This window comes from Micromonospora sp. NPDC047521 (assembly GCF_055587305.1).
The window spans coordinates 129,726-144,746 of the sequence record NZ_JBVJGN010000002.1 but is presented as its reverse complement, the minus strand read 5'-3'; the positions used below and the strand labels follow the sequence as shown (position 1 = coordinate 144,746).

Below are 15,021 nucleotides of genomic sequence, written 5' to 3'. Positions count from 1 at the left end.
GATGACCACAGTCGAGATCACCCGCTTCCGCGTGGCCGCGGAGCGCGCCGATGCCCTGCTTGCCGCACGGCCGGCAATGCTTGCCGACTTCCAGGCCGACCGTGCCGGTTTCCTCGGCGCGCGACTGATCCGACTCGATGACGGGGAGTGGCTGGACATCGTCTTCTGGGCCTCGCCCGAGGACTTCGCCGAGTCCCGCCGCCGGGGCGGGAACCGGCAGGGCATCCAGGCGTTCTTCTCCCTGATCGACGAGGTGGTCAGCTCCGAGCAGGGCACCACCACCGATCCGGTGGGTGCGTGATGCGCGCGGCCTGGTACGACAGGCAGGGGCCGGCCCGCGAGGTTCTCCGGGTCGGTGAGCTGCCCGATCCGACGCCGGGGGACAGCGAGGTCCGCGTCCGGGTGTCGGTCTCCGGGATCCACGTCGGTGACCTGGGTAAACGGCAGGGCTGGTGGGGGTCGACCATGTCGTTCCCCCGGGTGGTGCCGCACGGCGACGGCGCCGGGGTGATCGACGCCGTCGGGCCGGGTGTCGATCCCGCGCGGGTGGGCGAGCGGGTCTGGGTCTTTCTCGCCCAGTCGTACCGCCCCTTCGGCACCGCGGCCGAGTACACGGTGGTGCCGGCCGGGCACGCCGTGACGCTGCCCGACGAGGTGCCGTACGAGCAGGCGGCCGGACTCGGCATCCCGGGGATCACGGCCCACCGGGCGATCTTCGCCGACGGGCCGGTGACCGGCCAACGCGTCCTCGTCACCGGAGCCCTCGGCGCGGTGGGGCGGGCCGCGTTGGCGGTGGCCCGTCGGGGCGGAGCCACGGTGATCGCGACGGTACGGAGGCCTGAGCAGGTCGAGTCGGCGTTGGCGGCGGGCGCGCACCACGCGGTGGACTCCGCCGGTGACGACCTGGCCGCCCGGATCCTCGACGTCACCGGCGGTGAGCCGATCGACCGGGTCGCCGAGTTGGCCTTCGACGCCAACCTCGCGACCAATCTGGACGTCCTCAGGTACGGCGGTGTGGTCGCCGCGTACGCGACCGGGGAGGCCGAACCGCGTATCCCGTTCTGGCCCCTCGGCTTCAAGAACGTCACGGTCCGGTTCCTCAGCAACGACGACTTCCCGGAGCCGGCGAACCAGGCCGCCGCGGCCGACCTGACGGCCGCGCTTGTCGCCGGCGACCTGCGCTATCCCATCGCCGCCCGACTGCCCCTGGCGGAGATCGCGCAGGCACACGAACTGGTCGAGCGGGCCTCGGCCGGAGGCCGGGTCGTACTGGACGTCGACGGATCGACCGGAGGGTCATGATCTGGGCGGCGGGTTCCGGACGGCGGTGATCAGTCCCGGCCGCACCCGACCACATCCACCCGGTGCTGGACAGCGGCGACGGCGTGCACCTCGACGACGAGGTCGCTGAGGCGGTGGCCGCCGCCGTCGACCTGGCCGACCTCGCGCGCTAGCCGTCAGGCCCCGAGGACGTGGGTCAGGTGAGGGCTGGCGAACACCCGGTCGGGGTCCAGGCGGTCGCGGACGGCCTGGAAGTCGGCGAAACGGGGGTACGCGGTGGCCAGCGAGGCCGCGTCGCGGTAGTGCAGTTTGCCCCAGTGCGGGCGACCGCCCAGCTCGGTGGCGACCTTCTCGAAGGCCTGGAAGTACGGCTCGTACGGCATCCCGACGTACTGGTGCACGGCGATGTACGCGTTGTCCCGGCCGTAGCCGTGCGAGAGCCAGATGTCGTCGGCGGCGGTGAAGCGCACCTCGACCGGGAACAGCACCTTGAACGGCAGCCCGTCCACGATCCGGCGGAGCGCGGCGAGCGCGTCGGGCAGCGCCTCGCGGGGAAGCCCGTACTCCATCTCGACGAAGCGGACCCGGCGCGGGGTGCAGAAGACCTGGTCGGAGCGGCCTGTGTAGTGGCGTTCGGTGAGCGCGCGGGCGGACACGGCGCTGATGCCGGGGGCCAGCGCCGGCACGGCCCGGCCGAGACGGCAGGCGCCGGCGAAGACGGTGTTGGACAGGAAGTCGTCGTCCAGCCAGCCGCGCCAGCGGGGCAGCGGCCGGTCGTTGGTGGGTACCCGGTCGTTGGCCTTGACCTGGACCCGGGACGTGTACGGGAACCAGTAGAACTCGACGTGGTCGTGTCTGCCGATGAGCGCGGGCAGCTCGTCGAGCACGTCGGACAGGGCTGCGGGGCGTTCGTGGGCGCGCAGCACGAAGGCGTCCACGCAGCGCAGGGTGACCTCGACCAGGACGCCGAGCGCGCCGAGGGACACCCGGGCGGCGGCGAGGACGTCGGGGTGTTCGTCAGCCGAGCAGCGCAGCACCTCTCCGGTGCCGGTGACCAGGGTGACGGCCTCGACGAAGGTGGACAGGCAGCCGTAGCCGGCGCCGGTGCCGTGGGTGCCTGTGGAGATCGCCCCGGCCACGGTCTGCGCGTCGATGTCACCGAGGTTGGGCAGCGCGAGCCGGTGCCGGGCGAGGAGGCTGTTGAGCGCGTGCAGGGTCATTCCCGCCGGTACGGTTACCAGCCGGCGTTCGGCGTCGACGCTGATGGTGGTGGCCAGTTCGGAGAGGTCCATCCGCCTGTCATCGGCGAGCGCGACGGCGGTGAACGAGTGGCCGCTGCCGGTCACCCGGATCCGGTGACCGGTCGCCGCCGCGTCGTGGACGGCTTCGCTGACGTCTTCCGGCGAGGCGGGGCGCAGGATCGCGGTGGCGCTGCCACGCTGGTTGCCGGCCCAGTTGGACCAACGGGCGGTGAGCGGTGCGGTGCCGGCCATGCGCGCTCCTCATTCATGAATATGAACTGACTTCATATCAGGAACGTTGTACCTGGTAAATACCGCAATCGAGGTCCGCTCGTTGTACCGGTAGTCACGGACTCGTGACGTGTAGATATGTTCATCCGTCGAAGGGGGGTGGCGCCGAGTGTCCACACCAGCCGCCACGACCGGGCCGCTGCGCCGCGTACCGGTGCAGGGTCGAAGTGTCGCGCGGGTACAGCGCATGTTGGATGCCTGCGCCGAACTCGTTGACGAGGTGGGGTACGAGGGACTGACCACCACCCTGCTCGCCGAGCGTGCCGAGGTGGCGATCGGGTCGGTCTACCAGTTCTTCCCGGACAAACGGGCGATCGTGCAGGCGTTGACCCTGCGCACCATGGAGTCCTACCTCCAGCGGCTCGACGAGCGGTTCGCCTCCGACGAGATGACCCACTGGTGGGACGGCGTCGACGCGGGCATCGACGAGTACATCACGATGCACCGCACCGTCCCCGGCTTCCGTACCCTGCACTTCGGCGACGTGGTCGACCTGCACCTGCTCGACGAGCAACGGGACAACAACGGCGTGATCGCCGACCAGTTGGCCCGGGTGCTCACCGAACGTTTCGGCCTCACCGACGTACCGAAGCTGCGCTTCGTGCTGGAGATCGCGGTGGAGGCGGCGGACGCGCTGATCAAGCTCGCCTTCCGCCGGAAGCCCAACGGTGACGAGCGGGTGCTGCTGGAAGCGAAGGCGCTGATCCGGGAGTACCTGCACCGTCAGGTCGACGGCCGGGACAGCGACCGGACCGCCGACGAACCGGCTGGGGCGGCGCAACCCGCCTGACGCGGCGCCGGGGCCCGGCCTCACAGAAAGGCCTGCCCCTCGCCCCGGTAGGTGGGCACTGTCGCCACGACCGCGTCCCCCTCGACCAGGTGCAGTTCGTTGACGCGTTCGCACAGCTCGCCGGCCTTGGCGTGCCGGAACCACACCCGGTCGCCGACGCGCAGGGTGGCCGCGGCCGGGCCGGTCAGCGGGGTCTGCACCTCGCCGGCGCCCTCGGTCCCGACCAGCTTCAGCCCCGCCGGCAGCCACGGCCGGGGCAGCCGGCTGTCGGCGGCCGGACCGGAGGCGATCCACCCGCCGCCGAGCACCGTCGCCAGCTCCGGCGTCGGCCGGCGGACCACCGCGCAGGCGAAGAACGCCGCCGGGGTGGGCCGCCAGGCGCGGTAGGCGTCGAACAGCGTCGGCCCGTACAGGCCCGATCCCGCGGTGACCTCGGTGACCGCGGGATCGGCGCTGGTCGCGGCCACGCTGCCGGTGCCGCCGCCGTTGACGAATTCCAGGTCGGCGTGCTCGCGTACCGCGGCCACCGCCGCGCCCCGGCGGGCCAGCAACTCGCGGTACGACCCGCGCTGGGCCAGCCTGATCGCGCCGGCCAGCAGCGTCTGCCCCGGCGGCGCGTCGCCCAGGCCGGCGATCTGCGCCTCGTACGACATGAGCCCGACCAGCCGGAAGCCGGCCCGACCGGCGACTGTGGCGGCGAGGGCGCCGGCTGCCCGGGCGCTGTGCACGGGTGAGCGGCGTACGCCCACGTGCACCCGCCCGCGCAGCGGTCGCCAGGACGCGTCCAGATCGAGGCAGAGCCGCAGCTCGGCGCGCTGCCCGGGGGCGCGGACGTGGTCGATGAAATCGAGCTGCCCGGTGCCGTCGATCATCAGGGTGATCGCGGCGGCCAGTGCCGGATCGGCGGCCAGCTCGGCGAGGGCCGCCCGGTCTGCGGTGGGGTACGCGAGCAGCACGTCGTCGCTCACGCCGGCCCGGACGAGCCAGATCGCCTCGGGCAGGGTGAACGCCATCACGCCCCGCCAGCCGCCCCGGCTGAGCGCCCGGCTGATCAACTCCCGGCTGCGTACCGACTTGCTGGCGAGGCGGACCGGCTTGCCGGCGGCGCGTTCGGCAAGCGCGGCCGAGTTGGCGTCGAAGGCGGTGAGGTCGACCACGGCGTACGGCGGGTCGAGTTGGGTGGTCGCCCGGTCCAGGCGCTCGCGAAGTTTGTCGCTTTCGATGGCCACGTGTGCACGCTAACTGTCCGACGATGAATGCGAAACACCCTCGCGTACGTCCGGGCTGCGGTCGGTGCCTCAAGCGGCCTAGGCTCAGCGAGCAGGAGAATGTCGCCGGTGGGGCGGCCCCCCACCGGGACTAGAGTGTTCCACCGGGGATGCCCAGCGATGGGCCGGCACGTGGAGGTACGGCCATCGAAAGCCAGAACAGCGGCGAGTCGCCCGGCGTGTCGCGCCCGGGGGACCAGTCGGGCAACGCCGCCAACAAGCCCAACGGCGGCCAGGTCGACGCGTCCGGCTACGCCGCCATCCGCTCGGTGCTGCGCATCCGGCCGTTCCGCAGGCTCTGGATCGTGCTCGGCGCGGCCTCCTTCGGGGACTGGCTCGGCCTGCTGGCCACCGCCCTCTTCGCCGCCTCGCAGGTGCAGGGCAGCACCGCCCAGGGTGCCGCGTTCGGTGGGGTCACCGCGATCCGGCTGCTGCCCGCGCTGGTGCTCGGTCCGGTGGCCGGCGTCTTCGCCGACCGGTTCGACAGGCGCTGGACGATGGTCATCTGCGACCTGCTGCGCTTCGTGCTCTTCGCCTCCATTCCGCTCTACGCCCTCAGCGGTGCCGCAGGCGGCCTGGTGGTCGGCTGGGCGCTCATCGCCACCTTCCTGATCGAGTCGCTCACCCTGCTGTGGATTCCGGCCAAGGAGGCCGCGGTCCCCAACCTGATCCCGCGGGCCCGGCTGGAGGCGGCCAACCAGCTCACCCTCATCACCACGTACGGCCTCACCCCGGTCGCCGCGGCCATCGGCCTCGCCGTGCTCGACCGTGGTGTCCGAGGCGCCGTGGGTGGCGACCTGCCCTCCTGGGCGGAGCCCGCCCAGCTCGCGCTCTGGTTCAACGCCTTCTCCCGGCTCGCCACCGCGTTGGTGGTGGCGTTCGGGATCAAGGAGATCAGCGAGGCGCAGCGCGGCGAGGCGGAGCGTGCCGAGCAGAGCATGTTCCGGCAGTTCTCCGAGGGCTGGAAGTACATCGGCCAGACCCCGCTCGTCCGAGGCCTGGTGCTCGGCATCTTCGGCGCCTTCGCCGGCGGCGGCATCGTGGTCGGCACGGCCAAGTTCTTCGCCAACTCGCTGGGCGCCGGTGACGCCGCGTTCTCACTGCTCTTCGGCGCGATCTTCGTCGGCCTGGCGCTCGGCATCGGCCTCGGCCCGATGGTCGTCAAGGAGATGTCCCGGCGCCGCTGGTTCGGCATGAGCATCGTGCTCGCCAGCGCCGCCGTGATGACCCTCGCCTTCGCCATCCACCTGTCCATGGCGATAGTCGGCGCGGTACTCGTCGGCGCCGGCGCAGGTATGGCCTTCCTGGCCGGCACCACCCTGCTGGGCGGCGAGATCAAGGACGAGGTGCGAGGCCGGGTCTTCGCGGTGGTGCAGATCGGCACCCGGCTGGTGCTGATCCTGGCCATCGGGCTGAGCAGCGTGCTGGTCGGCGTCGGTGGCTCACGCAAGCTGGAGATCGCCGACCTGGGCCTGTCCATCTCGTCGACCCGACTGCTGCTGCTCGCCGCCGGTGCCGCAGGCATCTTCGCCGGTATCAGCGCGTTCGGGCAGATGGACGACAAGAAGGGCGTACCGGTCCTCGCCGACCTCTGGGGCTCCATCCGGGGTCGGCCGCTCATGCCGTCCGAGCCGTTCGTCTCCGCCGGGCTCTTCGTGGTCTTCGAGGGCGGCGAGGGCGCCGGGAAGTCCACCCAGCTCACCGCGCTCGCCGAGCGGCTGCGCGATCAGGGGTGCGACGTCGTCGTCACCCGCGAGCCGGGGGCCACAGGCGTCGGACAACGGATCCGGTCCCTCGTGCTGGACACCTCCGGCGACGACGCGCCGTCCCCACGCGCCGAGGCGCTGCTGTACGCCGCCGACCGGGCGCACCACGTGGCCACCGTCGTCCGTCCCGCGCTGGTCCGGGGTGGTGTGGTGATCAGCGACAGGTACGTCGACTCGTCCCTGGCGTACCAGGGTGCGGGGCGCACTCTCCCGGTCGACGAGGTCTCCTGGCTCTCCTCCTGGGCCACCGGCGGCCTCAAGCCGGACCTGGTGGTCCTGCTCGACGTCGAGCCGCGCACCGGCCTGTCCCGGGTGGCCTCGCGCAACACCGGCACCGACCGCCTGGAGGCCGAGTCCGTCGCGTTCCACGAGCGCGTCCGGTACGCCTTCCTCGACCTCGCCGCCTCCGACCCGAAGCGCTACCTGGTGCTCGACGCGTCCCGGCCGGTCGACGAGATCACCGCGCAGGTGGTCCGCCGGGTCGAGGAGATGCTCGGCAAGCCGGGCGGCATCGTGCACCCCCGCCCGGCGCAGGGCCCGGACACGTCGGTGCAGCCTGAGTTATCCGACGCGGAGCTGGTGACGATGGAGCACAAGACCTGATGCCCGACGTCTTCGCCGACCTGGTCGGTCAGGACGAGGCGGTCGCCGAGCTGCGCCGGGCCGCCGCCGCGGCAGCGGCCGTGCTGCGTACCGGTGCGGCCGACCGGGAGCCCGCGCTGATCGCCGCCGGCCCGACCAGCGGCACCGACGCCGCGCCCGGTGGCGTGGACCCGTCGAGCGGGATGACCCACGCCTGGATCTTCACCGGCCCGCCCGGCTCCGGCCGCTCGGTGGCCGCGCGGGCCTTCGCCGCCGCGCTCCAGTGCGCGTACGGCACCGGCTGCGGCGAGTGCCCCGGCTGCCACACCACGATGGGCGGGACCCACGCCGACGTGCGGATGGTGGTGCCCGAGGGGCTGTCCATCGGCGTCGGCGAGATGCGTGCGCTGGTGCTGCGCGCGGCCAGTACCCCGTCCGGCGGGCGGTGGCAGGTGGTGGTCATCGAGGACGCCGACCGGCTCACCGAGGCGGCCGGCAACGCGCTGCTCAAGGCGATCGAGGAGCCGCCACCGCGGACGGTCTTCCTGCTCTGTGCCCCGTCCACCCACCCGGACGACGTCTCGGTGACCATCCGGTCGCGCTGTCGTGTCGTACCCCTGCGGCAGCCGCCGGCCGTGGCGGTGGCCGAGGTGCTGGTCCGGCGGGACGGCATCGCGCCCGACGTGGCGCAGTGGGCGGCGGCGGCCGCGCAGGGGCATGTCGGTAGGGCCCGCCGGCTGGCCCGCGACCCGGAGGCCCGTAAGCGACGCGAGGCGGTGCTCGCCGTTCCTCGCCGGCTGACCGGTGTCGGCGCGGCGTTCGACGCGGCGTCGGCGCTCATCGAGGCGGCCGAGGCGGAGGCCGAGGCGTCGGTCGCCGAATCGGACACGGCCGAGCGGGCGGCTCTGGAGACGGCGCTCGGCGCGGGCGGCACCGGGCGGGGCGCGGCAGGCGCGATCCGGGGTGCCGCCGGCCAGCTCAAGGAGTTGGAGAAGCGGCAGAAGTCCCGGGCCACCAGGGCGCAGCGTGACGCGCTGGACCGGGCGCTCGTCGACCTGGCCGGCTTCTACCGCGACGCGCTCACCATGGCGCTGCGCGCCCCCGTCGCCCCGGTGCACACCGACACGGCGGCGCTGGCCGGTGCCGGCGCGCAGAAGTGGGACGCCGAGGGGGCGCTGCGCCGCCTGGAGGCCGTGCTCGCCTGCCGGGCGGCGATCGAGGCGAACGTCAAGCCGCGGATCGCCGTCGAGGCCATGATGCTCGCCCTCTGGAAGGGCTGACCCGCAGCTCCCCGGCCCGTGGTCCCACCCGGGGGACCGGTCATCCACAGGCATCGACAGGCGCGATTGCTGTGCGGTACGGTCCGGTGTGCCGTGGTGACGGTGACGGCACGCTCAGTAAGGGTCATCCGGGAGGAGTCGGCCGATGCCGCGGGGGGAGATCGACGAAGCCTGGATCGAGGAGGCGGTGCGGCGCTACCGCCGCATCGAATCCCTCCAGGCCGAGTTCGACCAGGCGGTGTCGACCGTCGAGGTCACCGTCCGGTCGCCGGACGGCCTGGTCGAGGTCGTGGTCACCGCCGGCGGGCGGATCACCGACGTCCGGTTCCTCGGCCCGCTGCACACCCGCAGCCCGCGCGACGTGGCCGGTTCCGTGCAGGCCGCGGTCACCGCGGCGGCCGACGCCGCCGAGTGGGCGCGGGAGAAGCTGCACAACGAGACGTTCGCCGCCTACCGACCGCTCGCGGGGGCCTGAGATGGACACGCTGCGCGCGCTCTCCGCCCGGCTGGACGAGGCGAGCGCCACCCTCACGACCCTGTCCCACCGGGTCACCGCAAGCGATCCGGCCCAGGTGGCGTTCGGCGCGGACGCCCCCGGCCGCCCCGGCGAAATCGGCCGGGCGCTGCACCGGCAGTGGACCGCCGCCACCGACGACCGGGCGCGTGAGGCACGGGCCGCCGCCGTCCGGCTGGCCGCCGCCGCGTCCGCCGTCCGTGAGGCCGCCGACCGTTACGGCGAGGTCGACCGGGCCGCCCGCCGCCGGCTCACCGGGGAGCCGTGATGGATCCGCTGGACCGGCTCGCCGAGCCCGGCCTCGACCTGCTGCACCGGGTGGACGCGCTGCTCGCCGCGGGCGTCCCCGAGGGGCACCGGGTCTGGCCACTGCTGCGCCGCATGCAGGTGCTGCCCGGCGACGCGGTCCGCGGTTTCCTCGACCTGCATCCGGCGCCGCTCACCGGCGCCGGGCACGCCGTGCGCCGGCTCGTGCGGGGGTACGACGACGTCTGCGCCACGCTCACCGACCCGGTCCTGTGGTCCGGTCCGGCCGCCACCGCGTACGGGCAGGAACGCGCGGCGCTGCTGCGCCACCTGGACGAGGGTCCGGAGAGCCTGGTCGGCCGGCTCGAATCCACAGCCGGGTACGCGGACGCGCTCGCCGACTGGGTGGAGGGCAGCCGGCTGGCCCTGGCCCGGACACTCGCCGACGTGCTGCGTTCGGCCGAGGCGGTCGCCGTGGTCGCCGCCACCGCCGCGGGTCCGCCGCTGCCGCCCGGGCCGGTCGGGCCGGGGGTGGCCGACGCCGCCGAGATCGCCGCGCGGGTGCTGGCGGTGCTCTGCGTCGCGTACGACGGGGCCGAGACGCTGCTGCGTCAGTGGGCGCCGAGCCTGGCCGAGTCCGCCTGGCGTCCGCCGGTGGACGGCAGGCCCCGCTACGGGCAGCCCACCCGCGTCGGCTGGTAGCCGCGTTCCGGGCAGACCACGGCGCCGCTCGCGGGCGCCCGACGTGAGCCGGCGCCCACGGCGACGCCGTGGTCTTCCCCCTGCACCCCCCGCAGGTCTGCCTCCACTCAACGCCGCCCGGAGCCGTTTGTCCTCCGCGCCGGCCCGGATTCAACCGTCCGGGCGAGGCGCAACGGCACGACGGGTCGCCGGGCAATAGGTCAAGTCGACGGTCATGGATGGCGGCGGCCGTGGCCGGCCGGTGCGCTCGCGGCGGTGTCCCGTCGTAGGGTGGGGGGATGGGCATGCTCTGCGCGGTCAGCTTCAACCGGTACGGGCGCCTCTACTACCTCGACCCGGGCGACCTGCGTCCGCAGGTCGGCGACCGGGTGCTCGTCCCGACCGACGACGGGCCCGAGGTGGCCGAGTGCGTGTGGGCCGCCCAGTGGGTGACCGAGGAGACCGACGGGTTTCCCCGTCTGGTGGGGCTGGCCGGTGACGACGACCTGCGTCGGGACGAGGCGTTACGCCGCCGCAAGGCCGAGGCGAAGGTGGCCGCGAAGCGGCTGATCCGCGCGCACGGCCTGCCGATGAAGGTGGTGGCCGTCGACCATGTGCTCGGCTCCGCCGAGGGTGGTGGCGAGCGCAGCACCGTCTACTTCACCGCGCCGCACCGGGTGGACTTCCGCTCCCTGGTCCGCGACCTGGGTGCCACGCTGCACTGCCGGGTGGAGCTGCGCCAGCTCTCCGCCCGCGACTCGGCGCGGGTGCAGGGCGGTATCGGTTCGTGCGGTCGCGACCTGTGCTGCGCCACGTTCCTCACCGACTTCGAGCCGGTGACCATCCGGATGGCCAAGGATCAGGACCTGCCCCTGAACCCGCTGCGCATCTCCGGGGCGTGCGGGCGGCTGATGTGCTGCCTGAAGTACGAACATCCCCTGTACCAGCGATTCCAGGAGACCGCCCCGGCGGTCGGCAGCCGGGTCACCACGCCCGAGGGCGACGGCCGGGTGGTCGGCCACAGCGTTCCACGGGACGCGGTGACGGTCCGTCTGGACGCCGACGGTTCCCGCTGCTCCTGCTCCCGCGCGTCGGTCTGCGCCCCCCGCCAAGCCCACGACCAGCACTACACCCCCTGACCCCCAGCCCCGGCCCTCGCCCCGGCCCGGCCGTCGGCCCCGGTTGATCATGAAGTCATTGCCCGTCCGCTCGGCGTGTCCGGGCAACAACTCCATGATCAACCTTTGGCGTGGGCTTCAGATGAGGGTGATCGGGGGTTCGGCCAGGCGGGGGTTCAGCGGGGCCTTGGGGGTCAGCCAGCTTGCCGCGGGTGACTGGTCGGGGTTGATCTGCCAGTCTCTGGAGACCCGGTCCACCGCGATGGGGTAGATGGTCAGGGTGCCGTCCGGGTCGATGCGCAGCCGCAGGAACGCCTTGGAGTCCTCGATGCCCTGGCCGGCGAAGAGTTCGTTGACGTTCACCCCGAACGCGCTCGCCACCAGCAGGTACGCGGCCACCAACTGGCTGGCCACCAACCCGATCACCGGGCCGTAGAGCACCGCTGCGGCGACCGCCGGCAGTGGCCACGGCCAGTCGTAGAACGGCAGCGCCAACCAGACCCAGGTGCCCCCGGCGGCCAGCGCCACCTGGGCCACGCCGTGGCCGACGCCGAGTATCCAGTGCCGCGCGTGCCGCTTGCCGCTCGCGCTTGGCGGCTTGGCGAACAGGGCCGCCGCCACCACAGTCACGAGCACCATCGCCACCAGCGGAACGCTGAACAGCCGCTGGTTGGTGCTGTCTTCCCAGTTCGCGGTGGCACCCGCCATGGCCAGCATCAGCAGGGTGTGCAGGGTGCCGAGCAGGGTCGTGAACCCGGGGTTGCGGAACGGCAGCCGACCGAAGATGCCCCAGCCGTAGCGGCGGGAGCGGGCCGCGTCCGGGTAGCGGGCCACCAGGTCGTACTGCTGGGTGCGGCTGGCCCGCCGGGTCGGGGTGTCCCGTGGCGGCACCTCGATGCGCTCCGGCAGCTTGTGGGTGGGGTAGAGGTACGCTCCGCCACCCCCACAGGTGATCAACTGCCGGTCCGTGCCGGCGTAGCGCGCGTAGTGGTGCAGGTCGCCGGAGAGCAGCAGCCGGACCTGCGCCCCCGTCGGGTCGATGATCGTCCGGATGAAGTAGTCGATCGAGTCGTACGCCGTCGGATGGTCGGCGGCCTTGACCCAGGTCGGTGACGGCGTCGCGACGATCACCTTCGACTCCGGGCCGAGCCGCCGGGCCACCTCGTCGAAGTACGCCAGCTGGGGGTCGTCCAGGTACGAGCCGGACTGGTCGTCCACACCCAGCAGCCACCAGCCCGCCGGCAACTCGACAGCGAAGTACGACCGTGACTGCCCGGTCCGCCAACCGGCGAAATTGCGGTCCCGGGAGCGGACGAACAGCCGCAGGAAAGCCGTCAGACCGTCGTACCAGTCATGGTTGCCGGGCACCGCGAACAACGTCGGCTGCTCCGGCGGCGTCGCCGGCAGCGCGGCCTGGTAGGGACCCTTGCACCGATTCTCGTACTCCGCGTACGCCGCCGACGGGTACACCTGGTCGCCGCCCATCACCAGGGTCTGCGCCCGGGGCAGCCGGTGTCCGTCCACGGTCAGCTCCGGCTGCGCCAGCAGGTACGCCACCGAGTACGTGGCGTTGAAACCGTCGCCCAGGTCGGCCACGTAGTCGAGCCACAGGCCACCGTCCGGCCCGACCTGGCGGAAGATGCCGTCGCCGAACGCGTTCTGCAACTCCCGCTTGTCCAGGTACGCCCCGAAGAGCACCGCCAGCAGCGTACGGATGCCCGTGCTGATCAGCAGGAACGGGGCCAGCCACGGCACCGGCTTGCGCGGCGTGAAACCCAACTCCAGCGGATCGGTGCTGCGTGGCCGTCGGACGGCCCGCTCGGGGTGGTCGCGTTCGTCGCTCACCCGCCGCAGCGTAGTACCGGACCCGATCATGCGCTGTCCGGTAAACGTCCAGATGGCGGCCGATGTCCGGTTGGTCGTACGGGGGCGGGGAGGGGTATCCCGTTCGGTCGGCGGGCGAGGGGTGCCGTACACTTGCTGATCGTTGCCGCCTTAGCTCAGTCGGCTAGAGCGACGCACTCGTAATGCGTAGGTCGACGGTTCGATTCCGTCAGGCGGCTCGGCACAGAAGCCCAGGTCATCGACCTGGGCTTCGCCGTTTTCCGAGGTCGATCACGCCGCCGTTCGTGGTGCCGGTCCGCATGCCGCTCAGTGACCGCCTCGTCCAGCCGGTGAGCCCGGGCCGGCCGAGCCTCCGGTCAGTCGACGCCTTCGAGGATGCGGAAGTCGCGTTCGACGCCGTCGGAGAGGGCGACAAGCGCCTCCTGGTAGGCCTCACTCTCGTGTGCCGCGACGGCCTGTTCAAAGCTGTCGAACTCGATCACGACGGTGCGCTCGGCGATTCCGGCGTCGTGTGCGACGACCCGACCGCCCCGGGCGAGGAGCCGCCCGCCCCCGGCTTGGACGGCCGGACCGGCCAGCTTGTTGTAGGCAGCCAGCTTCTCGGGGTCTGAGATGGTGCGGTAGGCACTGACCCAGTAGCCCTTGGCCACGGAACCTCCAGTGTTCGGAAGTGCAGATCTGGCGATCTGTCGGGCGGATTCCCCTGCCACCACCTTTTCATCATCCTGAGATGCCGTGCCATCCATATGCCAGTGGCCAGTGGTCAGTGCCACAGACGGTCGCCAACGGGCGCGGCACGTAGACTGTTGCCGTTCTTCCGGGCCGCGCGGGAGAGGGCAGAGGTGGGAATTTGACGAACGTACCTGTTCCCGGCTCGAAGTCCGTCACGGCTCGAGCGCTTTTCCTCGCGGCCATGGCGGAGGGCACCTCGCGACTGACGGGTGCCCTGGATTCCGATGACACGCAAGCGTTCCGATCCGGGCTGCGTGCACTCGGTTACGTGGTCTTCGACACCGACGAGGTCTGGAGCATCGACGGCGACCCGACCGGTCCGCCCTCCCGTTCCGCCGATGTCTTCTGTCGCGACTCCGGCACTGCGGCCCGTTTTCTTCCCGCCCTCGGTGCCCTCGGAGACGGCGAGTTCCGGTTCGACGCCTCGCCGCAGATGCGCCGACGCCCGGTCGGGCCGGTGACCGCCGCGCTACGGGAGCTGGGCGCCGATCTACGATTCGAGGACCGCGACGACCACCTGCCCGTCGTCATCGACGCCCGCCGACTGCGCGGTGGCGGGCTCCGCCTCGACTCCTCGATCTCCTCGCAGTTCCTGACCGCGCTCCTGATGGCGCGCCGGCCATGACGGAGGGCTTGGAAGTGCAGGTCACCGGTATGGTGTCGCGGCCTTTTGTGGAGATGACGGTCCGGATGATGCGCGACTTCGGCGTGTCGGTCGAGTGGCACGACGACACCTTCACGGTGCCCCCGCAGCGGTACGCGGCCCGCGACTACCGCGTCGAGCCGGACGCCTCGACGGCCAGTTACTTCTTCGCGGCTGCGGCCCTGACCGGTGAATCCGTCACCGTTGCGGGCCTCGGCACCGAGGTCATGCAGGGTGACATCGGATTCGTCGACATCCTTCGCCGGATGGGCGCCGACGTGACAGTCGACAGTGGCCGGACCACAGTCACCGGAACCGGCCGGCTCGGCGGGCTGACCGTGAACATGCGTGACATCTCCGACACCATGCCGACCTTGGCGGCAATCGCCCCCTACGCCGACGGTCCGGTGCGAATCGAGGACGTCTACAACACTCGCGTGAAGGAATGTGACCGTCTCGACGCGTGCGCCAAGAATCTGGGCGCAATGGGCGTCGAGGTGGCAACGGGCCGCGACTGGATCGAGATTCAGCCCGGCCGGCCCAGGCCCGCGCTGATCGATTGCCACGCGGATCATCGGATCGCCATGGCTTTCAGCGTCACCGGGCTCTGCGCCGATGGGATCGAACTCGACGATCCGGAATGCGTGAAGAAGACGTTCCCCGAATTCCACCGGGTCTTCGGCGAATTGCGCGAGCAGTGGGGTCGTACCGCCGCCCGAGGCGATTGATCGGGGGAGGCGCCC

The 15,021-nt window shown here is 72.2% G+C and carries 13 protein-coding genes, 1 tRNA gene and 1 pseudogene; 11 read left to right on the top strand and 4 right to left on the bottom strand.

Annotation, left to right across the window (positions count from 1 at the left end; translation table 11 throughout):
• The first annotated feature begins 1 nt into the window (after position 1).
• Both ACZ6N8_RS04535 and ACZ6N8_RS04530 read left to right on the top strand, forming a co-directional pair.
• Complete coding sequence (locus ACZ6N8_RS04535) at positions 2 to 301, top strand: antibiotic biosynthesis monooxygenase family protein (protein WP_466007511.1); 300 nt, start codon at positions 2 to 4, stop codon at positions 299 to 301.
• Entirely contained in the window at positions 301 to 1,302 is a 1,002-nt protein-coding gene (locus ACZ6N8_RS04530) for an NADPH:quinone reductase (protein WP_466007510.1), read from the top strand. The genes ACZ6N8_RS04535 and ACZ6N8_RS04530 overlap by 1 nt, the downstream gene beginning before the upstream one ends.
• Positions 1,303 to 1,457: 155 nt before the next feature.
• Here ACZ6N8_RS04530 and ACZ6N8_RS04525 read toward each other — a convergent pair whose 3' ends face one another.
• Positions 1,458 to 2,774, bottom strand: a complete 1,317-nt coding sequence (locus tag ACZ6N8_RS04525; protein WP_466007509.1) for a D-arabinono-1,4-lactone oxidase — start codon at positions 2,772 to 2,774, stop codon at positions 1,458 to 1,460.
• A gap of 226 nt (positions 2,775 to 3,000) precedes the next feature.
• Between ACZ6N8_RS04525 and ACZ6N8_RS04520 the strand changes: the two genes are divergently transcribed.
• The gene (locus ACZ6N8_RS04520) at positions 3,001 to 3,603 is read left to right on the top strand and encodes a TetR/AcrR family transcriptional regulator (RefSeq protein ID WP_364370744.1); all 603 of its coding nucleotides are present in this window, start codon (positions 3,001 to 3,003) and stop codon (positions 3,601 to 3,603) included.
• A 20-nt stretch (positions 3,604 to 3,623) separates the two neighbouring features.
• Here the strand turns inward: ACZ6N8_RS04520 and ACZ6N8_RS04515 are convergent, their stop codons facing one another.
• Positions 3,624 to 4,832: an amino acid deaminase/aldolase gene (locus tag ACZ6N8_RS04515; RefSeq protein ID WP_466007507.1), complete on the bottom strand. Its 1,209-nt coding sequence runs from the start codon at positions 4,830 to 4,832 to the stop codon at positions 3,624 to 3,626.
• A gap of 149 nt (positions 4,833 to 4,981) precedes the next feature.
• Between ACZ6N8_RS04515 and tmk the strand changes: the two genes are divergently transcribed.
• The 6 genes from tmk (at position 4,982) to ACZ6N8_RS04485 (ending at position 11,079) form a co-directional block, all read left to right on the top strand.
• Complete coding sequence (gene tmk / locus ACZ6N8_RS04510) at positions 4,982 to 7,240, top strand: dTMP kinase (RefSeq protein WP_466007506.1); 2,259 nt, start codon at positions 4,982 to 4,984, stop codon at positions 7,238 to 7,240.
• Positions 7,240 to 8,499 carry a DNA polymerase III subunit delta' gene (locus ACZ6N8_RS04505; protein ID WP_466007504.1) on the top strand — a complete coding sequence of 420 codons (1,260 nt, stop codon included), beginning with the start codon at positions 7,240 to 7,242 and terminating at the stop codon, positions 8,497 to 8,499. The genes tmk and ACZ6N8_RS04505 overlap by 1 nt, the downstream gene beginning before the upstream one ends.
• 145 nt (positions 8,500 to 8,644) lie before the next feature.
• On the top strand, positions 8,645 to 8,974 hold the full coding sequence (locus ACZ6N8_RS04500) for a YbaB/EbfC family nucleoid-associated protein (protein WP_007454690.1): 330 nt from the start codon (positions 8,645 to 8,647) through the stop codon (positions 8,972 to 8,974).
• 1 nt (position 8,975) lies between these two features.
• Entirely contained in the window at positions 8,976 to 9,281 is a 306-nt protein-coding gene (locus tag ACZ6N8_RS04495; protein WP_139583726.1) for a hypothetical protein, read from the top strand.
• Entirely contained in the window at positions 9,281 to 9,961 is a 681-nt protein-coding gene (locus ACZ6N8_RS04490) for a hypothetical protein (protein WP_466007502.1), read from the top strand. The genes ACZ6N8_RS04495 and ACZ6N8_RS04490 overlap by 1 nt, the downstream gene beginning before the upstream one ends.
• 278 nt (positions 9,962 to 10,239) lie before the next feature.
• A complete protein-coding gene (locus ACZ6N8_RS04485; RefSeq protein WP_466007500.1) occupies positions 10,240 to 11,079 on the top strand; it encodes a PSP1 domain-containing protein in 840 nt (279 codons plus the stop codon).
• Positions 11,080 to 11,196: 117 nt separating this feature from the next.
• Here the strand turns inward: ACZ6N8_RS04485 and ACZ6N8_RS04480 are convergent, their stop codons facing one another.
• The gene (locus ACZ6N8_RS04480) at positions 11,197 to 12,903 is read right to left on the bottom strand and encodes a metallophosphoesterase family protein (protein ID WP_466007498.1); all 1,707 of its coding nucleotides are present in this window, start codon (positions 12,901 to 12,903) and stop codon (positions 11,197 to 11,199) included.
• Between the two features lie 144 nt (positions 12,904 to 13,047).
• Here ACZ6N8_RS04480 and ACZ6N8_RS04475 point away from each other — a divergent pair.
• Positions 13,048 to 13,121: transfer RNA gene (locus ACZ6N8_RS04475), tRNA-Thr, on the top strand.
• A gap of 138 nt (positions 13,122 to 13,259) precedes the next feature.
• Here the strand turns inward: ACZ6N8_RS04475 and ACZ6N8_RS04470 are convergent.
• On the bottom strand, positions 13,260 to 13,553 hold the full coding sequence (locus ACZ6N8_RS04470) for a DUF1330 domain-containing protein (RefSeq protein WP_466007496.1): 294 nt from the start codon (positions 13,551 to 13,553) through the stop codon (positions 13,260 to 13,262).
• A gap of 263 nt (positions 13,554 to 13,816) precedes the next feature.
• On the opposite strand from ACZ6N8_RS04470, the pseudogene aroA reads away from it, so the two are divergent.
• Positions 13,817 to 15,006, top strand: a pseudogene (gene aroA, locus ACZ6N8_RS04465) (3-phosphoshikimate 1-carboxyvinyltransferase).
• The last annotated feature ends 15 nt before the right edge of the window (positions 15,007 to 15,021 follow it).

Excerpts from the sequence above, each read along its gene's own strand:
- ACZ6N8_RS04490 (WP_466007502.1), top strand. The coding sequence starts at position 9,281 with ATGGATCCGCTGGACCGGCTCGCCGAGCCCGGCCTCGACCTGCTGCAC.
- tmk (WP_466007506.1), top strand. The coding sequence starts at position 4,982 with ATGCCCAGCGATGGGCCGGCACGTGGAGGTACGGCCATCGAAAGCCAG.
- ACZ6N8_RS04505 (WP_466007504.1), top strand. The coding sequence starts at position 7,240 with ATGCCCGACGTCTTCGCCGACCTGGTCGGTCAGGACGAGGCGGTCGCC.
- ACZ6N8_RS04500 (WP_007454690.1), top strand. The coding sequence starts at position 8,645 with ATGCCGCGGGGGGAGATCGACGAAGCCTGGATCGAGGAGGCGGTGCGG.
- ACZ6N8_RS04485 (WP_466007500.1), top strand. The coding sequence starts at position 10,240 with ATGGGCATGCTCTGCGCGGTCAGCTTCAACCGGTACGGGCGCCTCTAC.
- ACZ6N8_RS04520 (WP_364370744.1), top strand. The coding sequence starts at position 3,001 with ATGTTGGATGCCTGCGCCGAACTCGTTGACGAGGTGGGGTACGAGGGA.
- ACZ6N8_RS04495 (WP_139583726.1), top strand. The coding sequence starts at position 8,976 with ATGGACACGCTGCGCGCGCTCTCCGCCCGGCTGGACGAGGCGAGCGCC.
- ACZ6N8_RS04525 (WP_466007509.1), bottom strand. The coding sequence starts at position 2,774 with ATGGCCGGCACCGCACCGCTCACCGCCCGTTGGTCCAACTGGGCCGGC.
- ACZ6N8_RS04535 (WP_466007511.1), top strand. The coding sequence starts at position 2 with ATGACCACAGTCGAGATCACCCGCTTCCGCGTGGCCGCGGAGCGCGCC.
- ACZ6N8_RS04530 (WP_466007510.1), top strand. The coding sequence starts at position 301 with ATGCGCGCGGCCTGGTACGACAGGCAGGGGCCGGCCCGCGAGGTTCTC.